Raw genomic sequence first — 13,882 nt, 5'->3', positions numbered from 1 at the left:
ACGCTAGCTGCCCGTCTCAAGGCGCGCGAAGGCCTGCTCAAGGTCGGCAATCAGGTCCTCGACGTCCTCGATGCCGCAGGAGAGCCGGATCAGGTTCTCCGGGACCGCCAGTTCGGTGCCCTTGACGGATGCGTGCGTCATTTCCGAGGGGTAGTTCATCAGCGATTCGATGCCGCCCAAGGACTCGGCCAGCGTGAAGACGGACGTGGACTCGGCGACGGTGCGCGCCGCGGCTTCGCCGCCCTTAAACTGCACGGAAACCATCCCGCCGAACTTCTTCATCTGCCTCTTCGCCAGCTCGTGTCCCGGGTGCGAAGGCAGGCCCGGGTACAGCACGGCCTCCACCTCGGGGCGCTGCAGCAGCCATTCCGCGACGGCCTGGGCGTTGTCACTGTGCCGGTCCATCCGCACGCCAAGGGTTTTCAGCCCGCGGGTGGTGAGGAACGCGTCCATCGGACCGGACACGGCGCCGACGGCGAACTGCACGAAGCCGATCTTCTCTGCCAGTTCCGCGTCGTTGACGATGATCGCGCCCCCGACGACGTCGGAGTGCCCGCCGATGTACTTGGTGGTGGAGTGCACGACGATGTCGGCGCCGAGCGCCAGCGGGTTCTGCAGGTACGGGGACGCGAAGGTGTTGTCCACGACCAGGAGGGCGCCGGCGTCGTGCGCCACCTTGGCGAGCGCGGCGATGTCGGTGATCTTCATCATCGGGTTCGACGGCGTCTCCACCCAGACCAGCCGGGTGTTGCCGCCGCCGGATGCGGAACCGCCTGCCGCGACGGCCCGGGCCACGGCGTCAAGGTTGGACATGTCCACCGGGGAGTTGCCGATGCCCCACTCCCCCAGGACGCGGCTGATCAGCCGGTACGTTCCGCCGTAGGCGTCGTTGCCGAGCACAATGTGGTCCCCGGGCCGGGTAAGCGCGCGGATCATCGAGTCCTCCGCGGCCAGCCCGGAGCTGAACGAGAACGCAGCGGTCCCGCCCTCAAGCGCGGCGAGCTGTTCCTGCAGGGAGTCCCGGGTGGGGTTGGTGCCACGGCCGTATTCGTAACCGGCGCGGAGGCCGCCGATCCCGTCCTGGGCGTAGGTGGATGAGAAGTGCACCGGAGGCACCACGGCACCGGTGCGCGGCTCGAAGGTCTGGCCGGCGTGCACGGCCCGGGTGTTGAACCCGGTGTTCTTCGCGGAAGTGCTTTCTGGCTGGGACATGGGGCTCCTTGGGCTGGTCAGTTACTGAGGTAGGCGAGGAGGTCGTGGCGGGTCAGGATTCCCACCGGGGCGCCGGCGAACGTCACCATGAGGGTGTCGGTGCCGGAGAGGAGGTCACGGGCCGTGGGGATCGATTCGAGCGAACCGATCACGGGCAGCCGCGCTTCCATGTGTTCGGAGATCTTGTCCGTGAGGTTGGCCTCGCCGCGGAAGAGCTTCGCGGTCAGTGTGCGTTCATCGACGGCGCCGAGGACCTCGCCCATCACCACGGGCGGTTCCTGCGACAGCACCGGGATGTGCGACACCCCGTACTCGTTCATGATGTTGATGACGTCGCGGACGCTCTCGTTGGGGTGGATGTGCACCAGGTCCGGCAGTTCCCCGGTTTTGGCCTTGAGGACGTCGCCCACCGACGCTTCGTCACCGCCGGCGAGGAAGCCGTAGGAGCGCATCCACTGGTCGTTGAAGATTTTGCCCAGGTAACCGCGGCCGGAGTCGGGCAGGATCACGACGACGACGGCGTCGGCGGGCAGGTCCTTGGCGGCCTGCAGCGCGGCGACGACGGCCATGCCGGAGGAACCGCCCACCAGCAGGCCCTCTTCGCGGGCCAGCCGCCGGGTCATGGCGAAGGAGTCGGCGTCGCTGACGGCGATGACGTCGTCCGGGACGGCCTTGTCGTAGTTGCCGGGCCACATGTCCTCGCCGACGCCTTCGACGAAGTACGGCCGGCCGGTGCCGCCGGAGTAGACCGATCCGGCCGGGTCGGCGCCGATGATCTTGACCACGCCGCCGTCGGCCGCGGGGCGGTCCGCGGAGACTTCCTTGAGGTAGCGGCCGGTGCCGGTAATGGTGCCGCCGGTGCCGGCGCCGATGACACAGTGCGTAACTTTGCCCTCGGTGTCGGTCCAGATTTCGGGGCCGGTGGACTCGTAGTGGCTGCCCGGCGCCGCCGGGTTGGAGAACTGGTCCGGCTTGTACGCACCGGGAATTTCGCTGACGAGCCGGTCCGAGACGCCGTAGTAGCTTTGCGGGCTGTCCGGTGCGACGGCGGTGGGCGTCACGACGACCTCGGCGCCGTAGGCCTGGAGCACGGCGCGCTTGTCCTCACCCACCTTGTCCGGGACCACAAAGATGCAGCGGTAACCCTTCTGCTGCGCCACCAGGGCCAGACCGACGCCGGTGTTGCCGGACGTCGGCTCCACAATGGTTCCGCCGGGCTGCAGCTTGCCGCTGCGCTCCGCCTCTTCGATCATCTTGGCGGCGATGCGGTCTTTGATGGACCCGCCGGGATTCAGGTATTCGAGCTTCACCAGCACTGTCGCGGCGATGCCGTCGGTCACGTGGTTGAGTTTGACGAGCGGCGTGTTGCCGATGAGGTCCAGGACGGACTGGGCGTACTTCATAGGTACAAAGTTACCGTCTCCGCGGCCGCGGGCAGGCCGCGCAGCCCGGGCCGCGCGCTCTGCGGTACGCTGCGGGCCGTCCGACGGTGGGACGATAGGGCGGTGAAACGGAGGACCTGGCGGAAGGCGCTGAATACTTACCTGCTTCCCGGCGGGATGCTGCTGGCCGGGATCGCAGCGCTGGGCAGCGGGCTGCTGCCCGGACCGGCGTTCGAGGAGCTCGCGGGGCGCACGCTGCCCGTGCTGGGCTTCGTGGTGGCAATGTCCCTGGTGACGGAACTGGCGGACGACGCCGGGGTCTTCCGGGCGGTCACCGACCGGGTGGCTGCCTGGGGCCGGGGCCGCATCCGGCTCCTGTGGTCCCTGGTGATCGGCCTCTCGACACTCTCCACGGTGTTCTTGTCCCTGGATACGACGGCGGTGCTGGTCACCCCCGTCGTCGTGCTGCTGGCCGTGCACGCGCGGATCCCGCCGCTGCCGTTTGCCCTGACCACTATCTGGCTGGCCAATACCGCCTCGCTGCTGCTGCCGGTGTCCAACCTGACCAATCTGCTCGCCCAGGCCCGGCTCGGCCTCAGCCCGGCAGCGTTCGCCTCGCTGGTCTGGGCTCCGGCGCTGATAGGAATCCTGCTGCCCCCGCTGTTGCTCTGGCTGGCCTTCCGGAAGGAGCTGCGCGGCCGCTACGGCCCGCAGCCGCTGCATCGGGTGCAGGACAGGGTGCTGCTCTCCGCCTCAGCGGGCGTGGTACTGCTTCTGCTGCCGGCCCTGGTATCCGGCATACCGGTGTACCTGCCCGCCTCCGCCGCGGCCGCGGTCCTGCTGGGGCTCTTCCTGTGGCGGCGCCGCTCAACGCTGCGCTGGTCCATGGTCCCGTGGCGGCCGCTCATGCTCACCGCCGGCCTGTTCATGGTGGTGGAGGCGCTGCACGCGAACGGTGCCACCTCCTTCCTGGCCGGGGCGGCCGGGTCGGGGGACAGCCTGCCGGCGCTGCTGCAGCTGGCGGGGCTCGGCGCGGGGGCCGCCAACGCGGTCAACAACCTCCCGGCCTACCTCGCGCTGGAGCCTGTGGGCGGCTCGCCGGTACGGCTCGCGGCGCTGCTGATCGGCGTGAACCTCGGCCCGCTGGTCACACCCTGGGCGTCGCTGGCGACCCTGCTTTGGCATGAACGCCTGCGGGCGCTCAACGTCGAAATCCGTTGGAGCGGCTTCGCGGTCGCCGGCCTGGCTGCCGTCGTTCTCACGCTCCCGCTGGCCGTCCTGGCGCTGTGGCTGACCAACAGGATGCATTGACGGGACGTTTGTACCTTCGGCACGCACGGCGGGCACTGCGCACCGGTACGCCGGTCACGCTCCGAGGTCGTTTCCCGCCGTTGTTCCGGGGCCGCCCTCTCCCGCGCCGCCTGTCGGCGCCGCGGATTGCCACAGTCCGATGATGTTGCCCTCGGTGTCCCTGAAGTAGGCGTTCCAGCCCATCCCGCCGACGTCCATCTTCCCGCGGTGGACGGCACCGCCGAGCGTCTCGACCTTGGCAAGCGCCGCGTCGATGTCCTCGACATCTACGGTCACCACCGGGGCGCTCAGGTCCCCCCGGCGGAAGAGGGCGCCATTGATGGAACCGGACACGGCGGGCCGGCCGTCCTCGTCCATTGGCGTCGTCATCGCCAGGGTGTATTCCATCTCGGGCATAACTTGGAATCCCCAGCCGAAGAGGGAACCGTAGAAGTTACGGGCACGCTCCTCATCGTCTGCGGGAAGTTCAAAGTGCACCACTCCGCCAGCCATGCCGCTCTCCTGACTCTCATGACCCCCGCCGGACCGGCCCCGGAGTACCTGCCGGCACCGCGAGCCTAGTTCCGGCGCCGGCCCGGGTGCAGGGCCGTTGGACCCGGGCTTCCCGCCGCCGCGGACACCTCCGGTGCGTCCGCCCGGCCCGGTCGTGGGAACATGTTCTGTGACTTCCGCAGAACTTTCCGCCGGCCCGGGCGCCGATGCGGACGCCTCCCTGCGCTGGCATCCGGGGGGCCCGTATGACCTGCTTCGGACCCTGAGCCCGTTGCGCCGGGGCCACGGCGACCCGTCGATCCGGGTCGCCCCCGACGGGGTCTGGATGGCATTCACGACGCCGGCCGGCCCGGCCACGCTCCGCCTGGCCGCCGCGGGTCCGGTGTCCGCGCCCTGGATCGACGCGCGTGCGTGGGGACCCGGCGCCGTCGAGGCCGTCCGCGGTGTTCCCCGGCTGCTGGGCGGTGACGACGACTGGACGGCTTTCGATGAACCGGCCTTCCACGCCACCCTCCCCCGCATGGTCGCCGACGCCCGGCGCAGGAACCGCGAGGTCCGGCTGCCGGCCACGGGCAGGATGATTGATGCCCTGGTGCCGACGGTCCTGGAACAAAAAGTCACCGTCATCGAGGCGCGCCGCGGGTACCGCTACCTGATGTACCGCTTCGGGACCGCCGCCCCGGGCGCCGGGACGGTGGCCCCGGGCAACCTGATGGTGCAGCCGACACCTGAGCAATGGTTGCGTGTCCCGTCCTGGGAATGGCATAAGGCCGGTGTTGGTCCGCAGCGCTCGGACACTGTCATGCGGGTGCTACGGTCCGCTGCCGCGTTGGAACGACTGGCCGGGCTGCCCTCGGCGGACGCGAGCCAGAAGTTGCAGACCTTTCCCGGCATCGGCGTCTGGACGGCAGCCGAAGTGGTGCAGCGCACCCACGGCTGCCCGGATTCGATCGCGGTGGGCGATTACCACCTGGCGGCGTACGTCGGCGCGGCCCTGACCGGCCGCCGGACGGACGACGCCGGCATGCTGCGGCTGCTGGCGCCCTGGGCCGGGCACCGGCAACGGGTGGTGCGCCTGATCGGCCTCAGCGGTTTCCGCAAGCCGGTCTTCGGCCCGCGGATGACCATCCAGGACCACCGCGGGCACTAACCCCGGTCACTGAGTCGCGGCAGAGAGCAGGCTACGGGCGAAAAGACTCCCCGGCCGGCCGCCGCCAACCGGTTAGAGGCCCAGTCGGGCGACCGCTTCCTGACGCATGTCCACCTTGCGGATCTTCCCGGAGACAGTCATCGGGAAGCTTTCGCGGACGTCCACGTACCGGGGGATCTTGTAGTGGGCGAGCTTGCCACGGCAGAAGTCCGCCAGCGCCGCCGCGTCGAGGGTCTTGGCGCCCGGCTTGAGGATGATGCAGGCCATCAGCTCCTCGCCGTACGCGGCGTCCGGGACGCCGATTACCTGGACGTCCTGGATGTCCGGGTGGGTGTATAGGAACTCCTCGATCTCGCGCGGATACACGTTCTCACCGCCGCGGATGACCATGTCCTTGATCCGCCCCTCAATCACGAGGTAACCGTCCTCGTCCATCCGGGCGAGGTCACCGGTGTGCATCCACCCCTCGGCGTCGATCGCTTCCGCAGTCTTGTCCGGCTGGTTCCAGTACCCGAGCATCACTGAGTAGCCGCGCGTGCACAGCTCGCCGATTTCACCGCGCTGCAGCACACCGCCGGTGACCGGGTCCACGATCCGGCTCTCCAGCTGTGGCATCGTCCGGCCCACAGTCTGCGTGCGCTGCTCCAGGGTGTCCCCGTCAAGCGTCATGGTGGACACCGGCGAGGTCTCCGTCATGCCGTAGCAGATGGCCACATCACGCATGTTCATCTCGGCGATCACCCGGTTCATCACCTCAATGGGGCACAACGAACCGGCCATCACACCGGTGCGCAGCGTGGAGAGGTCGTAGGAGGCGAAGTCCGGCAACGCCAGTTCGGCGATGAACATGGTCGGTACGCCGTACAGCGAAGTCCCGGCGAAGTCCTGCACAGCTTCCAGGGCGGCGGCCGGCGAGAACCCGCGGCCCGGAATGATGGTGGCGGACCCGTGGCTCAGCGCGGCGAGGTTACCGATCACCATGCCGAAGCAGTGGTAGAACGGCACCGGCAGCACCACCCGGTCGTGCTCGGTATAGCGCAGCAGCTCCCCGATGGAGTAGCCATTGTTGAGCAGATTGTGGTGCGTGAGGGTGGCACCTTTCGGGAAACCCGTGGTCCCCGAGGTGTACTGCAGGTTAATGGGATCGTGCGGATCCAGTTCCGCCATCCGCGCCTTGAGCCCGGAATGCGGCACGTCGTCGGCCCGCCGCAGCAGTTCGGCGAACGTCTGCTCCGTGTCGCGTTCCGGGACTCCGGCGGCGAGGCCGGGCAGTCCGCCGTCTGGCAGGAACACGAGTTCGCGCAGTTCAGGGCATTCGGCCAGGGCCTGCCGGGCCATGCCGGTGTAGTCGCTGTTTTTATCCGACGGCGCCGCGACCAGCATCCGCATGCCGTTTTGCTTGACGACGAACTCGAGCTCGTGACTGCGGTAGGCCGGGTTGACGTTGACCAGGATGGCGCCGATTTTCGCGGTGGCGTACTGCAGGATGGTCCACTCGGCGCAGTTCGGGCTCCAGATGCCGACCCGGTCGCCCTTGGCAACATCGAGCGCGAGCAGGGCCCGGGCCAGCCGGTCGACGTCGTCGTTCATCTTTGAATAACTCCACCGCCGGGCCTCCCCGCCGGGCACCGCGGCGGCCTCGATAAGCGCGTCGTGGTAGGGGAATCGGTCGACGATCCGCTCGAAATGGTCGCCGATGGTCTCTTCGATCAGCGGGACGTCAGTGTCCCCGGCTGTGTACGCAAGCATGGTGGAACGCTACCAACAGGCGCCTGGCAAGAGAAGGGCAATGCGTGGAAGTCCTAGGAAATCTTTGGCGCCGTTTCCGACGGCGGCACGGCCGCCGGGTAGGGTAAGGGCCATGAGCGCACCCATTGACCTGCAGGCCACTTTCATTCCCAACCCGGGCGAATTCTTTCGCGTGAAGCTTGCCCTGGAAATCGCGATCGACGAGGTCGTCAACGAGCCCGGGTGCATCCGGTACGAACTGACCGAGGCGAGCGAAGACAAGCTGGTCTTGACCGAGCGGTGGGCCTCCCAGGAGGACCTGGACGTTCATTCCAAGGGCTCGGCGGTCCAGGACCTGAACGAGTCCCTCAGCGCCCTGCTGGCCGAGCCGATCAAGCTCGAAAAGCTCTAGGGCAGTCCCGACGCAGCGAGAACAAACGCGGGGTCACTCCACGCCGATAATCCCGACCGGGATGGGCGCAGAGTGACCCCGCGTTTGGGTTAAGTGGAAGGTGAAGCCGGCTTAGAGGTCCGGGATCTGGGTGCCGTCCTGGGTGGTCGCAGCCTCGGCCTGGGAGCGTGCCACGTGCGCGTGGACTTCCTCCATATCGAGCGCCTTCACGGCGTCGACAACCTGCTCCAGCTGCTGGGCGTTCAGCGCGCCGGGCTGGGAGAAGACCAGCACCTTTTCGCGGAAGGCCATCAGGGTGGGGATCGACGTGATCCCGGCCTCGGCGGCCAGCTGCTGCTCTGCCTCGGTGTCCACTTTGGAGAAGACCACGTCGGGGTGCTTCTCCGAGACGGCCGCGTATGTGGGGCCGAACTGCTTGCACGGGCCACACCATTCGGCCCAGAAGTCTACGAGGACGATGTCGTTGTCCTCGACGGTCGCTGCGAACTGTTCACCTGTAATGTTTACGGTTGCCATCCCTCAACGGTACGCGAGCCGTCCGTGAAAGTCCCCCGCGTTTCGCTCCCGGCACATCCCTTAGGTGTCTTGCCGGACTCCGCGGCCCGCACTCAGGACCCTGCTGCCGGCCTTACGCCCAGACGTGCGGGGCGGCACGGCGGGCGCCGGGCAGCGCGTTCGTTTCGCGCCACTCGTGGATCCACGCCGGGAGCTCCAGGTCCGCCGGAGGCGCCCCGAATTCGCGCAGGATGTCCTCCTGACTGACCGGCTTGCCCTTGCTGACCAGGCGGGTGGCGATGTGGGCGCGGGCATAAATTTCGCCGTCGACCACCATACGCTGCTCAAAGTAGATGGCCTTCTCGTCGAGGCCGATCACCTTCGTCTCGATCGTGTACTGCTGCCAGAGCTGCAGTGAGCGGCGGAAGGCGATGGTTTCACCAGCCACCACCGGCGTCCACCCGCGGCGGCGCATGGTCTTCCAGGTCCCGCTGCGTGCCATCAGGTCGAACCGGCCCAGGTCCATGAGCGAGAAGTACATGCCGTTGTTGACGTGCAGGGCGATGTCGATGTCCGTCGGCAAGACCCGGAGCGGCAGGGAGGACGAGTCCCAGATGCTCAGCGGCGAGCGCCGGGCGGACTTGAGCAGCAGGAGGAGGGTGCGGAGCAGCAGATGCATGAACCAATGTTACCCATGAGTAACAAGGCGTGCCAAGAAGCATCTCAGCACCAGAAGAAGCCTGCGGCTCAACGTGCGGACAAGACCGACACAGTCGCTTTGCGCCCGGTTCCGCGAATGGTCCAGCAGCTCCCGGCACCGACCACCTCCAGCTCCGCCAAGTCCGCATGGCGTAGCACCAGCGCGGTGTTCTCATCCACCGCCACAGCCCGGTCCACCAGGCCCGGTGCCGGCCTGGACGGCCGCCTGGATTCGCGGCGCTGAGTCGAGCAGGCCCGCCAGGTACTCCGGTGTGGGACCGCCGCCCACGACGATCGCGTCGACGTCGTCGAACGACGCCGGATCTGCCGGTTCGTTCGAGCGCAAGAGAACGGGGTCCACCTGGCAGGCTGTGCCGCTTTGCAGCGGCTCGGTGTAGGCGGGCAGGAAATATTCGGAACTGCCTCCCGATCGAACAGCACCCCGGCGATCCGGGAAGGCCGGCTCCCGCTTCGGCCCGGGATGTCGCGCACGAACCGGTCGAAAATGACTGGCGTTGTCACCGTATCCGGGCCCCCGCCCACCAGAAAGATGCTCATACGCCTTACGCTACCTGCCGGAGACCGGGGATTCAGCGCATCCGGGGAGGTTCAACCGACGGCGGGTGTGTCAGGCCGCGTCGTCGTCGTCGGCGTCAGTGTCGGCACCGCGGAGAATAACGCTCTCGACCCCGTTCAGCTCCATCAGGTGCGGAACCAGGTTGCGCAACGGGTGCTGGCCGAAGAACCGTACGTCCATCGACACCATCGGTTTCTGCTCGTCTCCGGTCCTTTTGGTGCGCAGGATGGAGGAGCTGAACCCCATTGCAGTGGCGATTTCGAGCACCTCACGCAGCACTCCGCGGCCGTCGGCGTAGGAGATGTGCAGAACGCGGCGCCGGTCCGCCGTGGGGATTTTCCGGACGGCGGGGGCCACGAGGAAGAGCGTGACGAGGTGGAACAGGGTCAGCGCCACCGCCAGGGACACCATTCCTGCTCCGCACGCCATACCCACCGCGGCGGCCACCCAGATGGTCGCCGCCGTGGTGAGCCCCCGGACGACATCCCTGCCCTTGAAGATCACACCCGCGCCGAGGAAGCCGATCCCGCTGACGACCTGCGCCGCGATCCGGGACGGATCCATCCTCACACCGGGGTCCAGCACGTAGGCGAACCCGTAGGCCGAGACAAGGGAAAAGGCGCAGGAGCCCAGTCCGACAAGCACATGGGTACGGTAGCCGGCGCTCTTTTGCCGGATTTGCCGCTCGATGCCGATGAGTGAGGTCAGGACAAAGGTGGCGAGCAGAAGCACGAGTTCCACCAGGCTCGTCTCGGTGAACAGTCCCAGCATTTGGGCCATGCCGCGCGCTTCCTTCCTGGCCGGGCAGGAAGAGCGGGCCCGCCGGTACCGTCCGTGTACAGCAGACTCTAGCAATCCACATACGGTCCCGGTTGTCCGGCACTCCGCTGCCCAGCCTTGGCGGTGCCTACCGGCCAGCTTCCGTTAGCGCCGTGATCATGCGCTCCATCCTCGCGACACCTGCGAAGCGGCCCGCGTTGTCTGTGACGAGGAGCGGATCGAAGCGCTGGTTCTTTGCCCGGGTCATGGACCGGGCCAGCGCCTGGTCCAGCGGAGTATCGAGGTTCACCCGCATCCCGGGGCTCACTACGCCCAGCGCGGCCGCCCCGGCATCCAGCACCGCAACCGGCCGCCGGTGCTCACCGAGCAGCACCACGGCCTCCAGCGCCGGGTTGTCCGTGAAGGCGTCCGCCGCCAACCCGGCGCTCGCCGTCGTCGTTGCCGGTTCGACGACGTCGCGGACCACAGTCTTGTGCGCCACGGGCCGTTTCGAAGCAAGGCGGTGGGCCAGGTCCATATCCAGAGCGGCCCACGGCGGCGCGGGCCGGGCGAGGTAGTAGCCCTGCACCAGCGGCACTCCGAGGGACACCAGCGCATCCAGCTCCCCGACCCGCTCCACTCCCTCAGCGAGAATCCACGCGTCCACGTGGCTGGCGAACGTCCCGAGCATGCTGATGAGGGCACGCTTGGCTTCGTCCCTGTCGACGTCCTGGATGAGTTCGCGGTCAATCTTGATCATCGAGGGCCGAAGTGCCAGCAAGTGGCGCAGGCCCGCATACCCTGCACCGGCGTCGTCGACGGCAATCAGGGCACCGGCGGAACGCAACTGGTTGAGGTCCGGCTCCAGCCCGACATACGAATCGATGGGCGTCTGTTCTGTCAGTTCGACAATGAGGCCGCCCAGCTGGCCCTCCTCGCGCCAGACAGCGCGGATACTCTCCGAGGTAAGCAGCTCGGGCGAGACATTAAGGGTCAGGAAACAGTTGGTGGGCAGCGACGCGCGTGCCCGCAGGGCTGTGCGCAGTGCCGCCGCTTCGAGCTCGGCGGCCATGCCGTGCTCGCGCGCCGCGGCGAACCAGGACTCCGGGTTCTTCTCGGCGTAGCCCGGAAACCGGGCGAGGGCTTCGTAGCCCACCACCGTCCCCCGGGCGGTGTCAATGATCGGCTGATAGGCCGCCGCCAGCCCCTCGCCGCGGCAGGCTGCCGCGAGCAGCCCGGCCCACTCCGACGGCGCGGGGGCACCGGCGTCGGGGTGCGGCCCGCCCGCCGATCGGCTCAACTAACCGGGCGAATGGCTTTGTGGACCGATTCAACCAGCTCGGCGGGCACCTCGGTCAGGCCGTGAACCGACGCCGCGTGCGCCCCTACCTGGACCAGGATTTCATCCTCCGTGCTGCACACCCAGCGGGCTTCACAGCCCGGAACGACGTCACCACATGCAAAAGATTTCACTTCAGCTCCTATGCTTCAACAATTGACGGCCCAACCCTACTCCGCGGTAGGCCAGAACCGGCCGATTCACCGTTCCTGAATGTCGGCCGCCTTCTTTGAGGTGCTAGTGGCGGACAGAAAAAGTTGGGTCTCGGACCTACTCACAACTCCCGCATCGGACTATCGTGGTTGCTGAACGAACCTCTGCCGATGACTCAATGACGAGGCGGGTATCGTTCCAGCCGCAACCGGTCCAGGATCACCGTTCCGGGAACCGCAGTTGCAGGCGTTGGGGCAGGCGCGGGGGGTCCCCAAAGAAAAAACAAACCGTGCGCCGGCGTGACAGTTAGCATCACTCGCACCTGGCACGGAGCCCCGAGACCGCTCGGCACCGCTAGCGCCCCGCAAGCGACTGCCGTCAGGCGCTGATTTGCTGTTGCTGTGGCGCCTCGGCACTTTGGGGCCTACAGCCGCAGTATTCGAATGGGCGCTGGCCGCAAAGCGCTGCCTTTGCACTTAGGTGTTGCGGTCCATCAAGATGAAACTCACGCTAGGAAACCCTCATGAAGAGCTCAATTCGACTGGTTGGCGTCACCCTGCTTGCCGGAGGCCTTAGCTTCGGCGGCACCGTTCTTTCCGCGGGAGCGGCGTCGGCGGATACCGGGCTGAAGGCTGCCACTACCCTGTCGGGCAACCACCGGGACGCCAAGGACGACACCTGCATGACCAGGCACGACTCCTCGCATGGCTCCTGGGACTCAAAGGGCCGCTACCACGACCGCAGCGACCGTGCCGGCTGGCGCGACGACGACTGCAACCTGCGCTCAGACGACGACTACAACGGCCATTGGCATGACGGCAATGGCTGCGAGCACGACCGCTGGGGCTGGTGGGACCATGACGGCAGGTACAACTGGGACAACCACCGTGATGACCGTGGCAATTCCAAGGGCCACGACGACGGAAACAAGAAGTCCGTAGACCACAAGTCGGACCACAAGAGCGACCATAAGAGCGACGACAAGTCCCACAAGGACGACCACAAGAGCGACCACAAGAGCGACGACAAGTCCCACAAGAAGTCATAAGGAGGCCGGTTTCCCGCCCGCGGAATGCCGCGCCGGGAGAGCAGGGGCACCGTCTCGGCGGTGCCCCTGCTCTTGCGGCCAACGGGATTCCCGGTGCGCAGGCACCTGCACCCACCCTTGCACCTGTCTTCCGCGGCCGGCGGGCAGCCGGACGAGGAACCTCCCGGCCGGAAGAGAACGTCTGCTTTTTGGACAGCAACCGCCAACGAAACGGCGTAGGGTGCCGCCATGGACATCATCCTCGTTCCCGGCTTCTGGTTGGACGCGTCGTCGTGGTCGGAAGTTACGCCGCCCCTGCTGAACGCCGGACATCGGGTCCATCCGCTCACGCTGCCCGGATTGGCATCCCGGTCCGCACCCCGGGCAGGAATCGGTTTGCGGACCCACATCGACGCCGTCGTGGCCGCTGTGGACAGGATCGACGGCCCGGTCGTTCTGGTGGGCCACTCGGGCGGCGGAGCGATCATCCACGGCGCGGTGGATGCCCGCCCGGACCGCATCGCGCGCGCGATCTACGTGGACAGTGGCCCGCTGGCAGACGGTGGGGTAATCAACGACAGTCTGCCCGCCGACGGCGACGAGATACCCCTGCCGCCGTGGGAATTTTTCGAGGATGCCGACCTCGTTGACCTGGATGACGGAATCCGGGAGGCCTTCCGGGCCCGAGCCGTCCCGGAACCCAAGGGAGTCGCCTTTGACCAGCAGCGGCTCGGCGATGAACGCCGCTACAACGTCCCCGCCTCCGTCATCGCCTGTGAATTTCCGTCGGCGGTGCTGCGCGAATGGATCCAGGCGCGGCACCCGTATGTGGCGGAGCTGGCCCGGGTCCGCGACGTCGAATTCATCGATCTGCCCACGGGTCACTGGCCGCAGTTCACGAGGCCAGCAGAGCTGGGCGCAGCCATCCTCGGCGCCGTGGGCCGGACAGACTGAAAGCGCCGGTACCGGCACCTCGCCGGCCCGCCACCTAACCGGTGCGGGCAAAAGGAAAAGCCCCCGGAACCGATGGGTTCCGGAGGCTTTTCCGAGGGTGGCAGATGAGGGATTCGAACCCCCGTAGGCGTTGCCAGCTGATTTACAGTCAGCCCCCTTTGGCCGCTCGGGTAATCTGCCGAACTTCAAAAG

The 13,882-nt window shown here is 67.4% G+C and carries 15 protein-coding genes and 1 tRNA gene; 5 read left to right on the top strand and 11 right to left on the bottom strand.

The features are described 5' to 3' along the window. Window positions 1-3: 3 nt before the first annotated feature. Entirely contained in the window at window positions 4-1,212 is a 1,209-nt protein-coding gene (locus tag QFZ61_RS07000; protein WP_307034598.1) for a cystathionine gamma-synthase, read from the bottom strand. Window positions 1,213-1,229: 17 nt separating this feature from the next. Continuing rightward, on the bottom strand, window positions 1,230-2,615 hold the full coding sequence (locus QFZ61_RS06995; RefSeq protein ID WP_307034596.1) for a cystathionine beta-synthase: 1,386 nt from the start codon (window positions 2,613-2,615) through the stop codon (window positions 1,230-1,232). 156 nt (window positions 2,616-2,771) lie between these two features. On the opposite strand from QFZ61_RS06995, the gene QFZ61_RS06990 reads away from it, so the two are divergent. Beyond that, entirely contained in the window at window positions 2,772-3,905 is a 1,134-nt protein-coding gene (locus QFZ61_RS06990) for an SLC13 family permease (protein ID WP_373427193.1), read from the top strand. Window positions 3,906-3,959: 54 nt separating this feature from the next. On the opposite strand, the gene QFZ61_RS06985 is transcribed toward QFZ61_RS06990, so the two are convergent. Continuing rightward, window positions 3,960-4,397 carry a VOC family protein gene (locus QFZ61_RS06985; RefSeq protein WP_307034593.1) on the bottom strand — a complete coding sequence of 146 codons (438 nt, stop codon included), beginning with the start codon at window positions 4,395-4,397 and terminating at the stop codon, window positions 3,960-3,962. Between the two features lie 169 nt (window positions 4,398-4,566). Between QFZ61_RS06985 and QFZ61_RS06980 the strand changes: the two genes are divergently transcribed. Then, window positions 4,567-5,547 (top strand): DNA-3-methyladenine glycosylase, encoded by a 981-nt coding sequence (locus tag QFZ61_RS06980; RefSeq protein WP_307034591.1) that lies wholly within the window; start codon window positions 4,567-4,569, stop codon window positions 5,545-5,547. Window positions 5,548-5,619: 72 nt separating this feature from the next. Here the strand turns inward: QFZ61_RS06980 and QFZ61_RS06975 are convergent, their stop codons facing one another. Continuing rightward, window positions 5,620-7,296 (bottom strand): AMP-binding protein, encoded by a 1,677-nt coding sequence (locus QFZ61_RS06975; protein WP_307034589.1) that lies wholly within the window; start codon window positions 7,294-7,296, stop codon window positions 5,620-5,622. 112 nt (window positions 7,297-7,408) lie between these two features. On the opposite strand from QFZ61_RS06975, the gene QFZ61_RS06970 reads away from it, so the two are divergent. Further along, window positions 7,409-7,687 carry a putative quinol monooxygenase gene (locus QFZ61_RS06970; RefSeq protein WP_307034587.1) on the top strand — a complete coding sequence of 93 codons (279 nt, stop codon included), beginning with the start codon at window positions 7,409-7,411 and terminating at the stop codon, window positions 7,685-7,687. A gap of 111 nt (window positions 7,688-7,798) precedes the next feature. Here the strand turns inward: QFZ61_RS06970 and trxA are convergent, their stop codons facing one another. The 6 genes from trxA to QFZ61_RS06940 all read right to left on the bottom strand — a co-directional run bounded on the left by trxA (window position 7,799) and on the right by QFZ61_RS06940 (window position 11,690). Next, the gene (gene trxA / locus QFZ61_RS06965; protein WP_307034585.1) at window positions 7,799-8,203 is read right to left on the bottom strand and encodes a thioredoxin; all 405 of its coding nucleotides are present in this window, start codon (window positions 8,201-8,203) and stop codon (window positions 7,799-7,801) included. Window positions 8,204-8,315: 112 nt separating this feature from the next. After that, window positions 8,316-8,861 carry a thioesterase family protein gene (locus QFZ61_RS06960; RefSeq protein WP_307034583.1) on the bottom strand — a complete coding sequence of 182 codons (546 nt, stop codon included), beginning with the start codon at window positions 8,859-8,861 and terminating at the stop codon, window positions 8,316-8,318. 192 nt (window positions 8,862-9,053) lie between these two features. Continuing rightward, window positions 9,054-9,242: a hypothetical protein gene (locus tag QFZ61_RS06955; RefSeq protein ID WP_307034581.1), complete on the bottom strand. Its 189-nt coding sequence runs from the start codon at window positions 9,240-9,242 to the stop codon at window positions 9,054-9,056. 267 nt (window positions 9,243-9,509) lie between these two features. Beyond that, a complete protein-coding gene (locus tag QFZ61_RS06950; RefSeq protein ID WP_307034579.1) occupies window positions 9,510-10,238 on the bottom strand; it encodes an MgtC/SapB family protein in 729 nt (242 codons plus the stop codon). 127 nt (window positions 10,239-10,365) lie between these two features. Continuing rightward, window positions 10,366-11,517 (bottom strand): EAL domain-containing protein, encoded by a 1,152-nt coding sequence (locus QFZ61_RS06945; protein ID WP_307034577.1) that lies wholly within the window; start codon window positions 11,515-11,517, stop codon window positions 10,366-10,368. Then, the gene (locus QFZ61_RS06940) at window positions 11,514-11,690 is read right to left on the bottom strand and encodes a DUF1059 domain-containing protein (RefSeq protein ID WP_307034575.1); all 177 of its coding nucleotides are present in this window, start codon (window positions 11,688-11,690) and stop codon (window positions 11,514-11,516) included. The genes QFZ61_RS06945 and QFZ61_RS06940 overlap by 4 nt, the downstream gene beginning before the upstream one ends. Before the next feature lie 542 nt (window positions 11,691-12,232). Here QFZ61_RS06940 and QFZ61_RS06935 point away from each other — a divergent pair. Then, window positions 12,233-12,757, top strand: a complete 525-nt coding sequence (locus QFZ61_RS06935) for a hypothetical protein (RefSeq protein WP_307034573.1) — start codon at window positions 12,233-12,235, stop codon at window positions 12,755-12,757. 228 nt (window positions 12,758-12,985) lie between these two features. Further along, window positions 12,986-13,690 (top strand): alpha/beta fold hydrolase, encoded by a 705-nt coding sequence (locus QFZ61_RS06930; RefSeq protein WP_307034572.1) that lies wholly within the window; start codon window positions 12,986-12,988, stop codon window positions 13,688-13,690. Between the two features lie 98 nt (window positions 13,691-13,788). Here the strand turns inward: QFZ61_RS06930 and QFZ61_RS06925 are convergent. After that, a tRNA-Tyr gene (locus QFZ61_RS06925) sits at window positions 13,789-13,870 on the bottom strand. Window positions 13,871-13,882: the final 12 nt, after the last annotated feature.

Source organism: Arthrobacter sp. B3I4 (assembly GCF_030816855.1).
Taxonomy (GTDB): Bacteria; Actinomycetota; Actinomycetes; order Actinomycetales; family Micrococcaceae; genus Arthrobacter.
The sequence above is the reverse complement of the archived record's forward strand: the minus strand, read 5'-3'. Positions and strand labels throughout refer to the sequence as shown.

Coding starts and splice junctions, on each gene's coding strand:
- QFZ61_RS06960 (WP_307034583.1), bottom strand. CDS start 8,861: ATGCATCTGCTGCTCCGCACCCTCCTCCTGCTGCTCAAGTCCGCCCGG.
- QFZ61_RS07000 (WP_307034598.1), bottom strand. CDS start 1,212: ATGTCCCAGCCAGAAAGCACTTCCGCGAAGAACACCGGGTTCAACACC.
- QFZ61_RS06930 (WP_307034572.1), top strand. CDS start 12,986: ATGGACATCATCCTCGTTCCCGGCTTCTGGTTGGACGCGTCGTCGTGG.
- QFZ61_RS06990 (WP_373427193.1), top strand. CDS start 2,772: ATGCTGCTGGCCGGGATCGCAGCGCTGGGCAGCGGGCTGCTGCCCGGA.
- QFZ61_RS06970 (WP_307034587.1), top strand. CDS start 7,409: ATGAGCGCACCCATTGACCTGCAGGCCACTTTCATTCCCAACCCGGGC.
- QFZ61_RS06935 (WP_307034573.1), top strand. CDS start 12,233: ATGAAGAGCTCAATTCGACTGGTTGGCGTCACCCTGCTTGCCGGAGGC.
- trxA (WP_307034585.1), bottom strand. CDS start 8,203: ATGGCAACCGTAAACATTACAGGTGAACAGTTCGCAGCGACCGTCGAG.
- QFZ61_RS06975 (WP_307034589.1), bottom strand. CDS start 7,296: ATGCTTGCGTACACAGCCGGGGACACTGACGTCCCGCTGATCGAAGAG.
- QFZ61_RS06950 (WP_307034579.1), bottom strand. CDS start 10,238: ATGGCCCAAATGCTGGGACTGTTCACCGAGACGAGCCTGGTGGAACTC.
- QFZ61_RS06995 (WP_307034596.1), bottom strand. CDS start 2,615: ATGAAGTACGCCCAGTCCGTCCTGGACCTCATCGGCAACACGCCGCTC.
- QFZ61_RS06985 (WP_307034593.1), bottom strand. CDS start 4,397: ATGGCTGGCGGAGTGGTGCACTTTGAACTTCCCGCAGACGATGAGGAG.